Annotated in this window: 17 protein-coding genes; 9 read left to right on the top strand and 8 right to left on the bottom strand. The window is 66.9% G+C overall.

Annotated features, from left to right (window positions below; genetic code table 11):
- The first annotated feature begins 226 nt into the window (after nucleotides 1-226).
- Nucleotides 227-964 carry a TetR/AcrR family transcriptional regulator gene (locus A5790_RS09475; RefSeq protein WP_066809506.1) on the top strand — a complete coding sequence of 246 codons (738 nt, stop codon included), beginning with the start codon at nucleotides 227-229 and terminating at the stop codon, nucleotides 962-964.
- Nucleotides 965-1,019: 55 nt separating this feature from the next.
- On the opposite strand, the gene A5790_RS09470 is transcribed toward A5790_RS09475, so the two are convergent.
- The 4 genes from A5790_RS09470 to A5790_RS09455 all read right to left on the bottom strand — a co-directional run bounded on the left by A5790_RS09470 (nucleotide 1,020) and on the right by A5790_RS09455 (nucleotide 4,562).
- The gene (locus tag A5790_RS09470; protein ID WP_066842944.1) at nucleotides 1,020-2,195 is read right to left on the bottom strand and encodes a thiolase family protein; all 1,176 of its coding nucleotides are present in this window, start codon (nucleotides 2,193-2,195) and stop codon (nucleotides 1,020-1,022) included.
- Between the two features lie 64 nt (nucleotides 2,196-2,259).
- Nucleotides 2,260-3,132 (bottom strand): enoyl-CoA hydratase/isomerase family protein, encoded by an 873-nt coding sequence (locus A5790_RS09465; protein ID WP_066842942.1) that lies wholly within the window; start codon nucleotides 3,130-3,132, stop codon nucleotides 2,260-2,262.
- Between the two features lie 9 nt (nucleotides 3,133-3,141).
- On the bottom strand, nucleotides 3,142-3,915 hold the full coding sequence (locus A5790_RS09460; RefSeq protein WP_066842940.1) for a FadR/GntR family transcriptional regulator: 774 nt from the start codon (nucleotides 3,913-3,915) through the stop codon (nucleotides 3,142-3,144).
- Nucleotides 3,912-4,562: a hypothetical protein gene (locus A5790_RS09455; protein WP_066842938.1), complete on the bottom strand. Its 651-nt coding sequence runs from the start codon at nucleotides 4,560-4,562 to the stop codon at nucleotides 3,912-3,914. The genes A5790_RS09460 and A5790_RS09455 overlap by 4 nt, the downstream gene beginning before the upstream one ends.
- Nucleotides 4,563-4,673: 111 nt before the next feature.
- On the opposite strand from A5790_RS09455, the gene A5790_RS09450 reads away from it, so the two are divergent.
- From A5790_RS09450 to A5790_RS09425, 6 genes are read left to right on the top strand one after another with little or no spacing between them, the layout of a single operon-like run.
- Nucleotides 4,674-5,480 (top strand): enoyl-CoA hydratase/isomerase family protein, encoded by an 807-nt coding sequence (locus A5790_RS09450; RefSeq protein ID WP_066842936.1) that lies wholly within the window; start codon nucleotides 4,674-4,676, stop codon nucleotides 5,478-5,480.
- A 14-nt stretch (nucleotides 5,481-5,494) separates the two neighbouring features.
- The gene (locus A5790_RS09445; RefSeq protein ID WP_064398297.1) at nucleotides 5,495-6,304 is read left to right on the top strand and encodes an enoyl-CoA hydratase/isomerase family protein; all 810 of its coding nucleotides are present in this window, start codon (nucleotides 5,495-5,497) and stop codon (nucleotides 6,302-6,304) included.
- 1 nt (nucleotide 6,305) lies between these two features.
- The gene (locus tag A5790_RS09440) at nucleotides 6,306-7,097 is read left to right on the top strand and encodes an enoyl-CoA hydratase/isomerase family protein (protein ID WP_066842934.1); all 792 of its coding nucleotides are present in this window, start codon (nucleotides 6,306-6,308) and stop codon (nucleotides 7,095-7,097) included.
- Nucleotides 7,097-8,563 carry a class I adenylate-forming enzyme family protein gene (locus A5790_RS09435; RefSeq protein WP_066842932.1) on the top strand — a complete coding sequence of 489 codons (1,467 nt, stop codon included), beginning with the start codon at nucleotides 7,097-7,099 and terminating at the stop codon, nucleotides 8,561-8,563. Before A5790_RS09440 ends, A5790_RS09435 begins: the two co-directional genes overlap by 1 nt.
- Nucleotides 8,556-10,067 carry a class I adenylate-forming enzyme family protein gene (locus A5790_RS09430; protein ID WP_066842930.1) on the top strand — a complete coding sequence of 504 codons (1,512 nt, stop codon included), beginning with the start codon at nucleotides 8,556-8,558 and terminating at the stop codon, nucleotides 10,065-10,067. Before A5790_RS09435 ends, A5790_RS09430 begins: the two co-directional genes overlap by 8 nt.
- The gene (locus A5790_RS09425; protein ID WP_066842928.1) at nucleotides 10,060-11,550 is read left to right on the top strand and encodes a class I adenylate-forming enzyme family protein; all 1,491 of its coding nucleotides are present in this window, start codon (nucleotides 10,060-10,062) and stop codon (nucleotides 11,548-11,550) included. The genes A5790_RS09430 and A5790_RS09425 overlap by 8 nt, the downstream gene beginning before the upstream one ends.
- Here the strand turns inward: A5790_RS09425 and A5790_RS09420 are convergent.
- From A5790_RS09420 to fabG, 4 genes are read right to left on the bottom strand one after another with little or no spacing between them, the layout of a single operon-like run.
- On the bottom strand, nucleotides 11,543-12,211 hold the full coding sequence (locus tag A5790_RS09420; protein WP_066842926.1) for a GntR family transcriptional regulator: 669 nt from the start codon (nucleotides 12,209-12,211) through the stop codon (nucleotides 11,543-11,545). The genes A5790_RS09425 and A5790_RS09420 overlap by 8 nt on opposite strands.
- Before the next feature lie 2 nt (nucleotides 12,212-12,213).
- Nucleotides 12,214-13,407 (bottom strand): acyl-CoA dehydrogenase family protein, encoded by a 1,194-nt coding sequence (locus tag A5790_RS09415; protein WP_066842924.1) that lies wholly within the window; start codon nucleotides 13,405-13,407, stop codon nucleotides 12,214-12,216.
- Nucleotides 13,404-14,624 (bottom strand): acetyl-CoA C-acetyltransferase, encoded by a 1,221-nt coding sequence (locus A5790_RS09410; RefSeq protein WP_066842920.1) that lies wholly within the window; start codon nucleotides 14,622-14,624, stop codon nucleotides 13,404-13,406. The genes A5790_RS09415 and A5790_RS09410 overlap by 4 nt, the downstream gene beginning before the upstream one ends.
- Nucleotides 14,621-15,361 (bottom strand): 3-oxoacyl-ACP reductase FabG, encoded by a 741-nt coding sequence (gene fabG / locus A5790_RS09405; RefSeq protein ID WP_066842918.1) that lies wholly within the window; start codon nucleotides 15,359-15,361, stop codon nucleotides 14,621-14,623. The genes A5790_RS09410 and fabG overlap by 4 nt, the downstream gene beginning before the upstream one ends.
- A 166-nt stretch (nucleotides 15,362-15,527) precedes the next feature.
- Between fabG and A5790_RS09400 the strand changes: the two genes are divergently transcribed.
- On the top strand, nucleotides 15,528-16,700 hold the full coding sequence (locus A5790_RS09400; RefSeq protein ID WP_066842916.1) for an acyl-CoA dehydrogenase family protein: 1,173 nt from the start codon (nucleotides 15,528-15,530) through the stop codon (nucleotides 16,698-16,700).
- The gene (locus tag A5790_RS09395; protein WP_064417611.1) at nucleotides 16,697-17,515 is read left to right on the top strand and encodes a mycofactocin-coupled SDR family oxidoreductase; all 819 of its coding nucleotides are present in this window, start codon (nucleotides 16,697-16,699) and stop codon (nucleotides 17,513-17,515) included. The genes A5790_RS09400 and A5790_RS09395 overlap by 4 nt, the downstream gene beginning before the upstream one ends.
- Nucleotide 17,516: the final 1 nt, after the last annotated feature.

Here is a 17,516-nt window from a genome sequence, read left to right as displayed (position 1 = left end):
CTTTCGCTCACCCGATTGCGTAGAAAAGCTTACTATAGGACTTACAGTAGAACAGCGAAATCCACGTGGAGACCGGTGACGGAACGGCTCCCGGTATGGTTGACGGCAACGGCGCAGCCGCGACACACCTGCATTGGCGCAGATCAGGGGCGGCTGACGGTACATTCAGGTCCACCAACCCCGCTTTACGGGGGTGCGCGCGGCTTATTCGATGGAGGTGCCCTAGGTGGCAAGGCAGGCGACCGCGGAGAAGCGTCAACGACGCGAGCGCGGATCGATCAATCCCGACGACATCATCAAGGGCGCCTTCGAACTCGCCGAAGAGGTGGGCATCGACAACCTGTCCATGCCGCTGCTCGGCAAGCATCTCGGCGTCGGCGTCACCAGCATCTACTGGTACTTCCGCAAGAAGGACGATCTACTCAACGCGATGACCGACCGCGCGCTGCGCCAGTACGTGTTCGCCACGCCCTACGTCGAAGCCAAGGACTGGCGCGAGACGCTGCGCAACCATGCCCACACCATGCGAAAGACGTTCATGGGCAACCCGATTCTTTGCGACCTGATCCTCATCCGGTCGGCGCTGAGCCCCCGGGTGGCCAAGCTCGGCGTGCAGGAGGTGGAGAAGGCGATCGCCGGCCTGGTCGAGGCAGGCCTGTCGGCCGAGGACGCGTTCGACACCTACTCGGCGGTCTCGGTGCACGTTCGCGGATCCGTTGTGCTGCACCGCCTTCGGGAGAAGAATCGGGCCGCCAACGAGGGCCCCAGCGATCTCGAGGACACCATGAGCATCGACGCCGACAGCACACCGCTGCTGGCGTTGGTCACCGAGAAGGGCCACCACATCGGCGCGGCCGACGACAAGAACTTCGAGTTCGGTCTCGAGTGCATCCTCGACCGGGCGGAACGCCTGATCGACGACGCCGGCGCGAAGTCGGCGAAGAAGACCGCCCGCAAGCGCTAGATGCGGGTTCGGCGTAGTTGGTCGCGCTCACCGCAACCAACTACACCCAAGCCTGCTAGACCTCGACGACGACCGCGCCGCCCTGGCCGCCGCCGGCACACATGGCCGCGACGCCGATTCCGCCGCCGCGCCGCTGCAATTCGTAGACCAGCGTGGTGACCATCCGCGCGCCCGACGCCGCGATGGGATGGCCGAGGCTGCAACCACTTCCGGAGAAGTTCACCAGCTCCTCGTCGATGCCGTACTCGCGGCACGCCGCGATCGGCACCGACGCGAAAGCCTCGTTGATCTCCCACAGCGTGACGTCGGACGGCTTGAGGCCGGCGCGGTCGAGCACCTTGCCGATCACCTTCACCGCACCGAGCCCGCAGTCGCGAGGCGGCACACCCGCTGCGGCCCAAGCCTTCACGGTGGCCAGCGTGGTCAGGTTGTTGGCGGCGGCATAGCCGCTGTCGACGAGCGCTACCGCGGCGGCCGCGTCGTTGGTGCCGCTGCTGTTGCCCGCGGTGATCGAGAAGCCCTCGATCTCGGGGTGCAGGGGCTTGAGCCCGGCCAGCTTCTCGGCCGTGGTGTCGCGGCGCGGGTGCTCGTCGACGCTGAACTCGGTGACCGAGCCGTCGAACTGCTGCACCTTCAGCGGCACGATCTCGTCGACGAACTTGCCCGCGTCGATCGCGGCGATCGCGCGCTGGTGTGAGCGCGCCGCCCAGGCGTCCATCTCCTCGCGCGTGATGCCGACCGACTGCGCGGTGTTCCACCCGACGGTGATCGACATGTCGCGCGTCGGCGCGTCCGGCGTCTCGACGTGGGTGGGCGGCATCCACTTCTCTTCGAACTTCAGTTCAGGGCCCGGGATACGCCAGTTGACCAGCGGCGTCATCGACAGCGACTGCACGCCGCCGGCGATCAGCGCACGTTCCATACCGGAGCCGATCTGCGCCGCGGCGTTGCCGATCGCGGTGAGGCTGCCCGCGCAGTGCCGGTTCACCGACTGGCCCGGGACATCCGGCAACCCGGCTGCGTCGGCCGCATAGCGCGCCAAATCGCCCCCGCCATAATGGGATTCGGCGAAGATCAGATCGTCGATGTCGTTGGGGTCGATACCCGAGCGACGGATCACCTCCGGCAGGACGGCGGTGATCAGCGTCTCCGGCGGAGTGTTGACCAGCGTCCCCTTGAAGGATCGGCCGATCGCGGTCCTGGCGGCACCGACGATGACGGGTGTTCCCATGTTTCTACCTCGGGTTTCGACGTTAACGACGTTACAAAACTAACAGATACTGTAGCGGACGCCGCTACTCGGGCTCCGATACGTGGAAATGCTCGTCACGCAGCCGGAACGCCTCCTTGGTGCCGTGCTGGGCGCGGGTCTTGACGAAGTTGAACTCCCCCTCTGCGAACTGCAGGTTCGTCCCGTACGCATGGAACAGGTAGCTCGCCACTTCCTCACCCTGGTAGGCCTGGCTCTGCTCGACGAGACGGAACGCCTCCTTGGCGATCACGACGCCGTCGGCGGGCATCTTGGCGGCCTTCTCCGCCCAGTACCGGGCCCGCTTGGTCACCTGGTCGGCCTCGCAGGTCTCGGTGAAGACGCCGAGATGTTCGACCGAGCCGGCCTCGATGATGTCGCCGGTCAGCAGCAGTCGGCGTGCCAGCACGGGGCCCAGCCGATGGAAGAACATGTGCAGGCTGCCCAGCGCGGGCCCCAGGAACCGGGTGGCAGGCATGCCGATCTTGGTGGTGCGGGCGATGACGGAGATGTCGGTCATGAGCGCCATCTCGAAGCCGCCGCCCAGGGCGTACCCGCTGATCTCCCCCACCGTGACCTTCGGGAAGCCCATGAAGTTGTGGTAGAAGCCGAACGACTTGCGGTCCACCGTCAATCGCCTGCGTTGGCTCGGGCGCCGCTTGGCTTGCGCCGAGTCCTTCTCGCCATACCAGCCGTAGGCGTTGTTCATGTCCGCCCCGGTGCTGAACACCCCTTCGGCGCCGCGCAGCAGCACGACGGTGATGTCGTCGTCCTCGGCGACCTGGTCGAGGTGGCGACCGACGGTCTCGCGCATCGCCGCGTCGTAGGAGTTGCGCTGGGCGGGGTTGTTCAGCGTGATGGTCGCGATCCGCTTGTCGCGGTCGACGTCGAACAGCACACGGTCATCGGCGGTGGTCATGGAGTGTCCTCACTGAACGTCGGAAATGAGCTTGGCCTCAATGGTTTTGTCCGTTCCGGCCGCGAGCGTGTTGCGCCGTGCGGCCGCAAGGTGGTCTGCGGCCAGCCGCGCCGCGCGGGCCTGATTGCCGTCGCGGATCGCGTCGAGCAGGCGTTGGTGATCGCGCAGCGCGGCCCGCATTGTCTTGTCGTTCATCGGATCGGCGCCCGTCTCGTCGCCCCACACCGACGACTCGTGCGCCGACCAGATCAGCTCCAACGAGCCGATCAACAGGATCATTGGCTCGTTGCCGCAGCGGGAGACGATCGTCTCGTGGAACCGCCGGGCATTGGGGACATACCGTGACGGGTCGTCGAATTCGTCGATCTGTCTCTGTATCTCGTCCTCGAGGTGGGGTACGACCTCGGTCCTGCGGTCGGCCCTGGCCGCGCACATGCTCGCGCAGATCGGTTCGAGGTGCAGCAGTGCGCCGCTGACGTCCGCGGGAGTCGCCGACCGGGCCTGCAACACCATGCTGATCATGTGGGCGGTGCGGTCCGCCGACGGCTGATGCACGACCGCACCCCCCACGTTGCCCCGCCGTACCGAGATCAGGCCTTCCGTCTCGAGGATGTGGATGGCCTCGCGCAAGGCCGGTGGGCTGACGCCGAACTCAGCGAGAAGGCCGTCCTGCGATGGCAGCACGTCGCCCTCTTTGAGCCGCCCGGACAGGATGTCGTCTCGCAGCCGCGCAGCGATGATCTCGGCCACTCGGGGCTGACGGATCCTGTGCGCGCTGGTCATCTCGGCCGGCGCTTCCCGAATTGGAACACCGACAGCCGCTCGGGTGAGGACGCCGACGTGTTGAACTCACCGATGCACAACACCTCGTCGCCGAGCAGCAACCGGGCCGTCGATGTCACGCGGCCGTCGGCCTCCACGCGCCTCACGTCGAATTGCAGCTCCGTGAGGATCGGCGTCGGCCTGCGGAAGGTGACGGTCAACGAGCGGGTCTTGCCCGTTCGGCCCATGGCACAGCTGTGATGCTGGGTCACGCAGTCGAAGAACACAGCGAGAAACCCACCGTTGACCAATCCTGGTGGACCTTCGAAGACGACCGGGAACGTGACCCTGCCCGACGCGGAGTCCGCGTCGAGCTCATCGACGGTGTATTCGGGAAACGCCGGGTTGTACGCGCCGACGTCGAAGGCGTGGTCGAGGTATACCCGCTGCGCCTCCGCGGCGTCGGGGCCTATGCGCGGCGCCATATCGGTCGGAGCGGCGGCGGCCAATTCACGTTCCCAGTCACCGATCTGGCGCAGCATCACGTCGACGGTGGGATGGTCGTGTTCCAGTGACAGCAGCAGGCCGCTGAGCCGACGCAGGGCACCCGCGGCCGCGACGGTCTGCGCCAGCGGTTGCTCGCCGTAGCTCGGCGTGTCCTGTGCCATCGATGGCCTCTCGTCGGCGGCGCCGTCTTTTCGACCGCTGTCCTTGCTAACTTGTACAAGATAGCAATACTGTATGTCTAACCGTATAGCTCGAGATTGGCGGATTCAACGGTGACCGATGCGGCTGACGACGGCGTGGTCGAGACCTCGCGCGACGGCGCGATCCTGCGTATCACGCTGAGCCGCCCATCGCGGCGTAACGCGTTGAGCCGCAGCATGACCGACACGCTCGTGGCGACATTGACCGCAGCCGCCACCGACGATTCCCTACGCGCTGTGCATATCCGTGGCGAAGGGTCGGATTTCTGCGCCGGGGTGGACTGGGTGGCTTCCAACGCCGGCGACCGGCGTCCCCGCACCGGAGATATCCTCCGGCGCCAACCCCACACCGCGCACCGAGTGGTCGAACTGGTCCACACACTTCATCTACCGGTGGTGTGCACGGTGCGCGGCTGGGCCGCCGCGCTCGGTTGTAACCTGGCGCTGGCAGCCGACTTCACCGTGGCCGCGAAGGACGCCGTGTTCTGGGAGCCGTTCCTCGGCCGCGGATTCAGCCCCGACTCGGGTTCGACCTGGCTGCTGCCCCGCCTCGTCGGCCTGGCGCGCGCCAAGCGGATGCTGCTGCTGGGCGAGAGGGTCAGCGGCGCCGACGCGGCGCAGTGGGGTCTGATCCACGCCGCGGTGCCCGAAGACGAATTATCCGCGGTGAGCGACGAACTCGTCGAGCGGTTGGCATCCGGGCCGACCGTCGCGATGGGCCTTGCCAAACAATCCATGCACTACGGCCAGCACGCGTCGCTTTCCGACACCATGGACAGGGAGCTCTACAACGTCGAGTTGTCCTGCCGAACCACCGATTTCAAAGAAGGGTTGGCGGCGTTCCGCGACAAGCGCCCGCCGGAATTCCAAGGGCGCTGACGGATAGGAAGACGATGTCCCCCACTTTCGAGAACATCACCTACGAGGTCGACGGGCACAAGGCCACGATCACCTTGAACCGGCCCAATGCGCTCAATGCGCTGAGCCCGCACATGGTCTCAGAACTTCGCAACGCCTACGACGAAGCCGAGAACGACGACGACATCTGGATCCTGATCGTGACCGGCACGGGCCGTGCGTTCTGCACCGGCGCCGATGTCGGCGAGATCCCCGAGGACGGCAGGGTCATCTATGAGCGGCCGTACCTGTCCACCTACGAACAGTGGGAGGCGCCACAGGAGGGCACTCCCCCGTTCCGGCGGATGGCCAAGCCGGTCCTCACTGCCGTGAACGGGTTGTGTTGTGGGGCAGGACTGGACTGGATCACCACCGGCGACATCGCGATCGCTTCCGACAAGGCCACGTTCTTCGATCCGCACGTGAGCATCGGTCTGGTGGCCGGCCGCGAGATGGTCCGGCTGGCCCGGATCCTGCCGCGCAACATCGCGCTACGCATGGCGCTGATGGGCAAGCACGAGCGGATGAGCGCCGAACGGGCGTACGAGCTGGGCATGATCAGCGAGGTGGTGGAGCACGACCGACTGTTGGAGCGCGCGCACGAGATCGCCGACATCGTCAACTCGAATGCCCCGCTCGCGGTCCGGGGTACCCGGTTGGCCATCCACAAGACGCTCGACCTGCCGCTGCACGAGGCGGAGATCCTCGCCGAGACGTTCCGTGAGCGGGTGGTGCGCACCGACGACGCCGCCGAGGGCCCCAAGGCGTTCATGGAGAAGCGCACCCCGAACTGGCAGTGTCGATAACATGTCGGAGCCGTCGTTCGAGACCATCCTCGTCGATGTGGACGCCACCGACCACGTCGCGACCATCACGCTGAACCGACCGGAGTCGCTGAACGCCTTCAACCGCACGATGTGTGAGGAGATGTCGCAGGCGTGGCAGCTCGTCAAGACCGACGACGCGGTCAACGCGGTGGTGCTTCGTGCGGCGGGCGACCGCGCGTTCAGCGCGGGCCTGGATATCAAGGAGTCCTACGGCCAGCCTCAAAACGTGTGGAACCACGAGGATCCCGGCGAGCACCTCAGCCCGAAGTGGCAGAAGATGTGGAAGCCGGTTGTCTGCGCGGTCCACGGCATGTGCACAGCGGGGGCGTTCTATTTCCTCAACGAGGCCGACGTGGTCATCTGTTCGCAGGATGCCACCTTCTTCGACTCTCACGTGAGCGCAGGCCTGGTGTGCGCACTGGAACCGATCGGGCTGATGCGACGCGTCGGCCTTGCCCAGTCGCTGCGGATCGCGTTGATGGGCAACGACGAACGCGTCAGCGCCACCACGGCTCTGCAGATGGGCTTGGTGACGGAGGTGGTTCCCGCCGACCGCCTGTGGACGCGCGCACACGAGATCGCCGCCGGCATCGCCGCAAAACCGCCCTCAGCGACACAAGGCACCGTCAAGGCGATCTGGGAGTCGCTGGAGAAGCCCTATCGCGCAGCGATGGAGCAGAACTTGATCTACACCCGGCTGGGCAATCCGCTCGGTCAGGCCGAGTTGGCCCAAGCGCCAACGGCCACGCGATCCGAACCGAGGATCCGCTGATGGGTGATCACCCGCTCAGCAGACGCATCAGGGACGTGCTCGCCATCGATGCGGACGCCCCCGCGATCGAATACGAAGGGCAATGGGTCACGTGGGGTCAGTTGTACGGACTGGCCTCGCAGGTCCACGGGGTCGGGGTGATGGGGCGCCAGGTCGGAATGCTGTTGCGCAACACGCCCGCTCATGTCGCAAGCTTCCTCGGTGTCCTGCTCGGTGGAGGCACCGTGGTGGTCGTCAACCCGTCGCGCGGCGACGAGCGCATCAGGGCCGACCTCGCCGCGCTGGCGCTGCCGGTGGTGATCGGCGAACAGGACGACCTGACACGGCTGGTGCGCACCCCGGGTACCGACACGGTGGCGATCTCAACGGTTCGCGACCCCATCCGATGGACCGCGGCCCGCGCCCTGGTGCCCGAGGAGAACCGCATCGGCGTCGCGGTGCGGATGCTGACCAGCGGCACGACCGGTCCGCCCAAGCGGATCGACCTGACCTACGACATGTTGGCCCACAGCGTGATCGGCGAGGGCTTCGACGAAGCGCCGACGCCGAAGCAACTGCGGCGCGGGGTGGCCATCGTCAACGCCCCGCTGGTGCACATCGGCGGGGTGTTCCGGGTGCTGCAGTGCGTCTGCGAGGGGCGTTCGTTCGTCCTGCTCGACCGTTTCGAACTGACGCGCTGGGCCGACGCGGTGCGGCGTCACCGTCCGCGCGCGGTGTCCCTTGTGCCCGCGGCACTGCGCACCGTGTTGCACTCGGACCTGACCCGCGACGATCTGGCCGGCATTCAGGCGGTCACCTCCGGCACCGCACCACTGTCCGCCGAGGACGCCGACGCGTTCACCGAGAAATTCGGCATACCGGTTCTCACGTCCTACGCCGCAACCGAGTTCGGTGGCGGGGTTGCCGGCTGGACGCTGGCCGACTACCAGCAGTACTGGCAGACCAAGCGGGGCAGTGTGGGTAGGGCCAGCCTCGGCGCACAACTGCGCGTCGTCGACGACGACGGGCGCCCCCTCGGCGTCGATCAGCCCGGCCTACTCGAGGTCAAGCCCGGCCAGCTGGGCCCCGCGGCAGACTGGATGCGCACCACCGACCTGGCCCGCATCGATTCCGACGGGTTCGTATGGATCCTGGGACGCGCGGATCAAGCCATCATCCGCGGCGGATTCAAGGTCATGCCCGACGATGTGCGCTCAGCACTCGAGAGCCACCCCGCGGTGCACAGCGCCGCTGTCGTCGGTCGACCCGACGATCGGCTCGGCGAGACACCGGTGGCGATGGTGCAGCCGCGCGAGCCGGTCGACGCCGCGACGCTCGAGGAGTTCCTCCGAAATCACTTGGCCCACTACGAGGTTCCCACCGCAATTGCGATCGTCGAGCAGATGCCGTGCACTCCCTCGGGTAAACCCGACCTCAGCGCGGTCCGGCAACACTTCGACACCGGAGCCACCGCCGGCCATGGCTGACCGCACCGTCGGGTCGGTGCTGCGCGCGCAGGCCGCTGCGCGGGGTGATCACCCCCTGCTGATCTGCGATGCGGACCGGGTGAGCTATACGGACGTCGAACGCCGGTCGGCCCGGCTGGCCCGCGGGCTGATCTGTCTCGGCGCGGGCAAGGGCACGCACGTCGGCGTGTTGTATCCGAACGGGTCAGCGTTCGTCGTGGCGATGCTGGCCGCCGCGCGGATCGGCGCCGTGGTGATCCCGATTTCGACGCTGGCAACCGCACCGGAGATGCGCGAACAACTCGCCCACTCCGATGTCGAGATTCTCCTGGCCACAGGGGCATACCGATCTCACGACTACCGACAACGGCTCGCCGACGTCGAGGGCCTTCCGCTGCTCCGTCACGTTCTCGTCGACACCGAGCCAACGGAGTTGGCCGACGCCGACCTGTTGGCCGCGCTCGAAGACGATGTCGAACCGTGCGACGAGTTGGCGATCATCTACACGTCGGGGTCCACCAGCGCACCCAAAGGTGTCGTGCACACGCACGCCGGGCTCCTCGACCACCAGGTGGTGCTCAATGAGATCCGCGGGCTGACCGGCGAGGTCAGGCTGTTCAGCAATTCGCCGTTCTTCTGGATCGGCGGGTTCGCCTATTCGGTGTTGGCCACCCTGCTCGCCGGCGCAACGCTGTTGTGCTCCAACGCCGTCGATGCCGGCGAAACCCTCGACCTGCTGGAGGCCGAGAAGCCGACGATGACCAACGGGTTCGTGGCGGGTATCGCGCACCTGGCGCGACACCCCAGCCTGCCCAGCCGCGATCTGTCATCGATCAGGCGCGGCAACCTGTACCCGATCATGGCGTCCGACGTCCGGCCCGCCGACCCCGAACTGCGCCACACGATGCTCGGCATGACCGAATCCGGAAGCGTCATCCTCGCCTGCGCCGACGAATCCGATCAGCCCGAGCATCGGCGCGGATCGTTCGGCAAGCCGGTACCCGGATTCGATGTCAAGGTCGTCGATCCCGATACCGGAGCGCCCGTGGGCACCGGCTCCGTCGGTGAGCTGTACACCCGTGGGCCGTTCATGATGCAGCGGTATTACAAGCGCAGCCGGGAGGAGTGCTTCGACGCCAACGGCTGGTTCCACACCGGCGACCTCGTTCGCACTGACGCCGACGGCTTCTTCTACTTCGTCGGCCGCCGCGGCTCGCTGATCAAAACCGCGGGCGCCAATGTCGCACCCGCGGAGGTGGAACGGGCGATCGCGAAGGTGACCGGCGGTGTCGTCGCGCACGTGGTCGGCCTCCCCGACGCCGAACGCGGCCAGCTGGTCGCCGCGGTCATCGCGCTGGAAGACGGTGCGTCATTCGACGAGACCGGATGTCGTGAGCGACTCAAGAACGAGCTGTCTTCCTACAAGATCCCCCGGCGGTTCGCCGCAGTGCCCGCTGCCCACGTCCCGGTGTTGTCGAGCGGAAAGGTCGACTTGTCGAAATTGGCAGAGGTTTTCGATGTCTGACACGATCGACGCGCTGGTGCGATGCTGCGCCGCCGAACATGGCGACAAGCCGGCGGTAATCGACCCGTCGGCCGAGATCACCTACGCCGGACTCGACGCCAACACGCGCGAGATGGCAGCCGCGTTCGTGGCCGCAGGGGTGGGCAAGGGCAGTCGGGTCGCGTTGATCATGCCGAACTGCGTCGAGTGGGTGCGGATCGCGATCGCGCTGACCCGCGTCGGCGCGGTGCTGGTGCCGTTGAGCACGCTGTTGCAGCCACCCGAACTCGCGGCCCAGCTTCGCGTGGCGGCGGTGCAGTTCGTGGTGGCCGTCGAGGAGTTCCGCGGCCACCGCTACCTCGACGACATCCGCGCCCAACGCGGCAATCTCCCGGCTCTGCGCGAGGTCTGGCGCGCGGACCGGCTCCCATCGGGTGGCGCGGCGCCCGTCGACGAGATCGCGGCCGCGGTCACCCCGAGCGACACGCTGGCGATCATGTTCACCTCGGGTAGCAGCGGCCCACCCAAGGGCGTGATCCATTCGCACGGCAACGCTCTGGGCGCGGTGCGATCCGGTTTGGCGGCGCGTTGCATTTCCGCAGGCACCCGGTTGTATCTACCGATGCCGTTCTTCTGGGTGGGCGGGCTGGCGGGCGGCCTGCTGTCTGCGCTGCTGACCGGTGCGACGCTGGTGACCGAGGAGATGCCCCGCCCGGAGACGACACTGCGCCTGATCGAACGCGAGCGCGTGACGCTGTTTCGCGGCTGGCCCGATCAGGCGGCGGCGCTGGCACGCGCGAACGCCGCTGTGGGAGCTGATCTGTCACAGCTGCGGCCCGGCAGCATGGAGGCGTTGCTGCCACCCGAGCAGCGCGCGGCCCGCGGCGCGCGGGCCAATCTGTTCGGTATGACCGAGTCGTTCGGACCGTACTGTGGCTACCCCGCCGACACCGACATGCCGCGTTCGGCATGGGGCAGTTGCGGAAAACCCTTCGACGGCATGGAAGTTCGCATCGTCGACCCCGACACCGGCGAGCCGGTGCCGGCCGGGACCATCGGGATGATCCAGATCCGCGGGCCACACGTCATGCGGGGTACCTGCCGTCGCAGCCGGGAGGACGTGTTCACTCCTGACGGCTTCTACCCGACCGGCGACCTCGGGCATCTCGACGACGACGGCTTTATGTTCTACCACGGTCGCAGCGACGACATGTTCAAGGTCAGCGGCGCGACGGTTTACCCCAGCGAGGTGGAGCGCGCGTTGCGGACCATCGACGGGGTGCTGAACGCGATCGTCACCGACGTGGCAGGTGCCGTCGGTGCCGTCGTGGTGTCGGCACGACCCGTGGACGAGCTACGCGTCGAGGCCCGGAACCGGTTGAGCGCCTTCAAGGTCCCGACGGTGTGGCTCGTGACCGGTAAGGACGACGACATCCCCCGCAAGGCGTCGGGCAAGGTCGACGTCCGGGCGCTGCGCGAAGTCCTGCGCGAGCAGGTCAGGTGACCACGCCTCGCTCTGTGAGGTGGTCGATCAACGGCTTCGCGCCTGCGGCGAGATGTTCAGACATCTCGGCGCGGGCGAGGCTCTCGTCGTGCTGTTCCAGCGCGGCCAGCAGCCTGCGGTGGTGATCGTTCGACTTCTCCGGCCAGCCCGCGATGACCGGGAAGACCGACTCGGGGGCGTAGCGGGTGATCTGTGACATCAGCTGGGCCAGCTTGGGTGAGTCCGCGGCGACGTTGATGGCACGGTGGAATTCGTGGTTGAGCCGTACCGCCCGCTCGTCGTCGGCGGCCGCGTACGCCGCTTCCAGGTCGGACTGGATCTGCTTTAGGTCGCGCAGCTGCTCGTCGGTGATGTTGGCCGCGGCACGCGCCGCGAGCTCACCACCGATGTACGCCTGCACATTCGACACGTCGGTGAGGTCGCGGCCCGTCACCGGCAACACGACGAAACCGCGCCGCGGCTGTTGGGCCAGTAACCCTTCGGCCTTCAACTCGAACAGCGCCTCGCGGACCGGGGTGACGCTGATGCCCAGGTCGGCGGCCAGTTGCTCCAGCCGCACGTACTCACCGGCGCCGTAGGTGCCGTCGAAGATGCGTTTGCGCACGAAACGTGCGACGTCCTCGGCGAGTTGAGGCCGGAAGGCGAATTCGGGCGCTGTCACAGTCACACCTGATAGTCGGCGAGCAACCGCTTGCTGATGATGTTCTTCTGGATCTCGCTGGTGCCCTCGCCGATCAACAGGAACGGCGCGTCGCGCATCAACCGCTCGATCTCGTATTCCTTGGAGTACCCGTAACCACCGTGGATTCGGAAACTCTGCTGGGTGACCTCCGAACAGAATTCGCTCGCGAGGTACTTCGCCATTCCGGCCGCGACGTCGTTGCGTTCCCCGGAGTCCTTCAGCCGGGCGGCGTTGACCATCATCAGATGGGCCGCCTCGACTTTGGTTGCCATTTCGGCCAATTGGAAGGCGATGGCCTGGTGCTCGGAGATCGGCTTGCCGAACGTCTGGCGCTGCTGGGCGTAGCGGACCGCCAGTTCGAACGCGCGGATGCCGACACCGCACGCCCGCGCCGAGACGTTGACCCGGCCGACCTCGATTCCGTCCATCATCTGGAAGAATCCCTGCCCCGGCGCCTCGCCGAGGATGTCGTCGGCCTTGGCCACGTAGCCGTCGAAGATCAACTCGGTGGTGTCGATGCCCTTGTAACCGAGCTTGTCGAGCTTGCCCGGAATCGTCAGGCCCGGCGCGACTTCCCCGTAACCGACCGGCTTTTCGACCAGGAACGCGGTCAGGTTGCGATGCGGTTTGTCGGCTCCCTCGTCGGTGCGGACCAACACCGCGACCAGGGTGGACGTGCCCCCGTTGGTCAACCACATCTTCTGACCGTCGATCCGGTAGGTGCCGTCGTCGTTGCGGGTGGCCCGCGTCCGGATCGCGGCGACGTCGGAACCGAGTTCGGGTTCGGACATCGAGAACGCACCGCGCGTCTCCCCCGTCGCCATCCGCGGCAGGTAGCGCTGCTTCTGCGCATCGGTGCCGTGCTGACGCAACATGTAGGCGACGATGAAGTGGGTGTTGAGCACACCGGAGATGCTCATCCAGCCGCGCGCCAACTCCTCGACGCACAGCGCGTACGTCAGCAGCGATTCGCCGAGGCCCCCGTACTCCTCGGGGATCATCAGCCCGAACAGCCCCATCTCCTTCATCGCATCGACGATGGCCTGTGGGTAAGTGTCGGTCTTCTCGAACTCCGGGGCGTTCGGGATGATCTCCTTCTCGACGAATTGACGTACGGTGGACAGGATTTCGGTCTGGACATCGGTCAGGCCCACTGTCTGCGCGAGTTTGGTCATGCGTCGACCCTCTCGAACACCGCGGCCAGCCCCTGGCCGCCGCCGATGCACATGGTCTCCAAGCCGTAGCGGGAGCCGCGCCTCGTCAGTTCACGCGCCAGCGTCGCCAGCATCCGACCGCCCGTCGCGCCGACGGGATGCCCGAGCGAGATTCCCGAGCCGTACACGTTCGTGCGTTCGGTGTCGGCCGCGCCGAAACTCCACTCCCGCATCACAGCAAGGGCCTGCGCGGCGAACGCCTCATTCAGCTCGATCAGGTCGATGTCGGCCAACGACAGTCCCGCCTTGGCCAGCGCCACCTCGGTGGCGGGCACGGGCCCGATCCCCATGACGTTGGGGGCCACGCCCGCCGAACCCCACGACACCAGCCGCACCAGCGGCGTCAGCCCCAGCTCTTCGGCCTTGTCGCGCGTGGTAACCACGCACATCGATGCGGCGTCGTTCTGGCCGCTCGCGTTGCCTGCGGTGACCGTCGCGTCCGGATCCTGCTTGCCGAGAACGGGTCTCAGCTTCGCCAGTGATTCGAGCGAGGTGTCGGGTCTCGGGTGCTCGTCGGTGTCGATCACCTCTTCGCCTTGCCGGGTGCGCACCGTGACGGGGATGATCTCCTCGGCCAGGATGCCGTCCTTCTGGGCGGCCACCGCGCGACGATGAGACGTCACGGCGAGCTCGTCCTGCTCTTCCCGCGAGATGTCGTACTGCCTGCGCAGGTTCTCGGCGGTCTCGAGCATCCCGCCGGGCACCGGATAGTGCTTGCCACCGGCGGTGGTGCGGCCGCGGGCCAACGAGTCGTGCAGCATGACCCCGCCGGGCGCAGGGCCCCACCGGACGTCGGTCGAGTAGAACGTCACGTTGCTCATGCTCTCCGCGCCACCCGCGATCACGACGTCGTTGTCGCCGTTGGCGACCTGCAGACACGCCTGGATGACGGCTTGCAAACCCGAACCGCACCGCCGGTCGACCTGCATACCGGGCACGGTCACCGGCAGCCCGGAGTCCAGCGCCACGACGCGGCCGATGGCGGGCGCCTCGCTGCTCGGATAGCAGTGACCAAGGATCACGTCCTCGACTGCTTCCGGCTCGATCCCGGTGCGCTCCAGCAGACCCTTGAGTGCGGTGACGCCGAGATCGACGGCGGTGAGGGACTTGAACATTCCGCCGTAACGGCCGATCGGCGTTCGCACCGGTTCGCAGATGACGGCCTCGCGGGCGCTCATAGGTGTCGTCCCCCGGTGATCTCGAGAACGGTCCCGGTCATGTACGACGACAGATCACTGGCCAGGAACAGGGCGACCTTGGCCACCTCCTCCGGCTCGCCGGCGCGGCCCATCGGCACCTCGGCCAACTTCTGGTCCCACGCCTTCTGCGGCATGGCCTCCGTCATCGCCGAGCGGATCAGTCCCGGCTGAATCGCGTTGACCCGCACCCCGAGATGGGCGAGTTCCTTGGCCGCCGCCTTGGTCATACCGACGATGCCTGCCTTGGCCGCCGAGTAGTTGGTCTGGCCGATCATGCCGACCTTGCCCGAGATCGATGACATGTTGACGATCGAGCCGCGCTTGTTCTCGCGCATGATCGGCGCCGCCGCCTTCAGCCCGTTCCATGTGCCTTTCAAGTGCACGGCGATGACCTGATCGAACTGCTCCTCGGTCATCTTGCGAAGCGTCGCGTCACGGGTGATCCCGGCGTTGTTGACCATGATGTCCAGCCCACCGAACCGCTCGACGGCGGCGCCGACCAACGCCTCGACGTCGGCGCCCTTGGTGACGTCACAGCGCACCGCCAGCGCGAGGTCCTCGCCGCCGAGTTTCCCGGCCGCCGCTTCGGTCGCGGCGAGATCCACGTCGCCAAGCACCACCCGCGCGCCTTCGGCGATAAACCGTTCGGCGATCGCGTATCCCAGGCCCTGCGCGCCTCCGGTCACGACCGCCGTCTGTCCGGTCAACAGCGACACCTGATCACCCCTTCCACTGGTCAAGGCCCACCCGGGGCCGCGTCATTCGAACATCATATTTCATATATGATCGCCCCCATTCGATGGGCGACCGATCACACCGCGCGCGTGCTCGCCGCGACTTGCAGCGACGCTCGCGCGAGCAGATGAGGACAAGGAGCACAGGATGGCGACATCCGAAGTCAGCGACGAGGACTTCCAGGAGATCCTGGCGCAGACCCGTCACTTCGTCCGCACCGCGGTGATCCCCCGTGAGCAGGAGATCCTGGCCGGGGACCGGGTCCCCGACGACCTTCGCGAGCAGGCCAAGAAGATGGGGCTCTTCGGCTATGCGATCCCCCAGGAGTGGGGCGGGCTGGGGCTGGACCTCTCGCAGGACGTCGAGCTGGCGATGGAGCTGGGTTACACCTCGCTGGCTCTGCGCTCGATGTTCGGGACGAACAACGGCATCGCCGGACAGGTCCTTGTCGGATTCGGCACCGACGAGCAGAAGGCCCGCTGGCTCGAGCCGATGGCCACCGGCGACGTCGTCGCATCGTTCGCACTCACCGAGCCCGGCGCGGGCTCCAATCCGTCGGGACTTCGCACCAAAGCCGTTCGGCAAGATAGCGATTGGGTGATCACGGGTCAGAAGCGGTTCATCACCAACGCCCCGACCGCCGACCTTTTCGTCATGTTCGCCCGCAGCCGCCCCGCCGATGCGGACGGCGCGGGCATCGCTGTGTTCCTGGTGCCCGCCGACGCCGCCGGTGTCCAGGTCGGCGCCAAGGACGCGAAGATGGGCCAGGAGGGCGCGTGGACGGCGGACGTCAGCTTCGACGACGTGCGTGTGCCCGCCGAAGCACTCGTCGGCGGCAGCGAGGACATCGGTTATCGCGCCGCGATGATCTCGTTGGCTCGCGGACGCGTACACATCGCCGCTTTGGCGGTCGGGGCCGCGCAACGCGCGCTCGACGAGTCGGTCGCCTACGCCGCCACCGCGACCCAGGGAGATACGCCGATCGGCAACTTCCAATTGGTGCAGGCGATGCTCGCCGATCAGCAGACCGGCGTGATGGCCGGCCGCGCACTGGTCCGCGAGGCCGCGCGCCAATGGGTCACCGGCGAGGACCGCAGGGTGGCACCGTCGGCTGCCAAGCTGTTCTGCACCGAGATGGCCGGTGATGTCGCCGATATCGCGGTCCAGATCCACGGCGGCAGCGGCTACATGCGCGAGGTTCCCGTCGAACGCATCTATCGCGATGTCCGGCTGCTGCGACTTTACGAGGGCACCAGCGAGATACAGCGTCTCATCATCGGGTCCAACCTCGTCAAGGCCGCACAGAAGGAGCGCTCGTGAACAGGCTCACCGACAAGGTCGCGTTCATCACCGGCGCCGCGCGCGGTCAGGGTCGCGCACACGCCGTCCGGATGGCCACCGAGGGCGCCGACATCATCGCCGTCGACATCGCCGGAAAGCTTCCGGACTGTGTGCCTTACGACCATGCGACACCTGAGGAACTCGCCGAGACGGCCCGGCTGGTCGAGGCCACCGGTCGCCGCATCCTCACCGCGCAGGCCGACACCCGTGACGCCGAGACCCTCAACGAGGTTGTCGCCGAAGGGGTTGCCGCATTCGGCCGGCTCGACGTGATCGTTGCCAACGCGGGTATCTCGCCACCGCAGCTGTGGGACGAGATCACGCCGGAGGACTTCCGCGACGTGATGGACATCAACGTGGCAGGAACCTTCAACGCCGTTCGGGCCGGCGCGCAGCACATCATCGATGGCGGCCGGGGCGGGTCCATCATCCTGATCAGCTCGGCTGCCGGAATCAAGTTGCAGCCGTTCATGGTTCACTACACCGCGAGCAAGCACGCCGTCACCGGCATGGCCCGCGCCCTGGCCGCCGAACTCGGAAAGCACTCGATCCGCGTCAACAGCGTGCACCCCGGCCCGGTCAACACCCCGATGGGTTCGGGCGACATGATCACCGCGATCGCCAAGGTGATGGAGACCAACCCGTCGCTGCAGCACATGATGACGCCGTTTCTGCCGACGTGGGTCCTGCAACCCGAAGACGTCGCCGAGGTGGTGTGCTGGTTGGCCGGCGACGAGTCGAAACACATGACGGCGACGGCCATTCCGGTGGATCAGGGCTCCACCCAGTACTGAA

It is taken from the genome of Mycobacterium sp. 852002-51152_SCH6134967, assembly GCF_001667105.1.
Taxonomy (GTDB): Bacteria; Actinomycetota; Actinomycetes; order Mycobacteriales; family Mycobacteriaceae; genus Mycobacterium; species Mycobacterium neumannii_A.
Note: the sequence above shows the minus strand (reverse complement) of the source record. Positions and strands in the feature narration are given on the sequence as shown.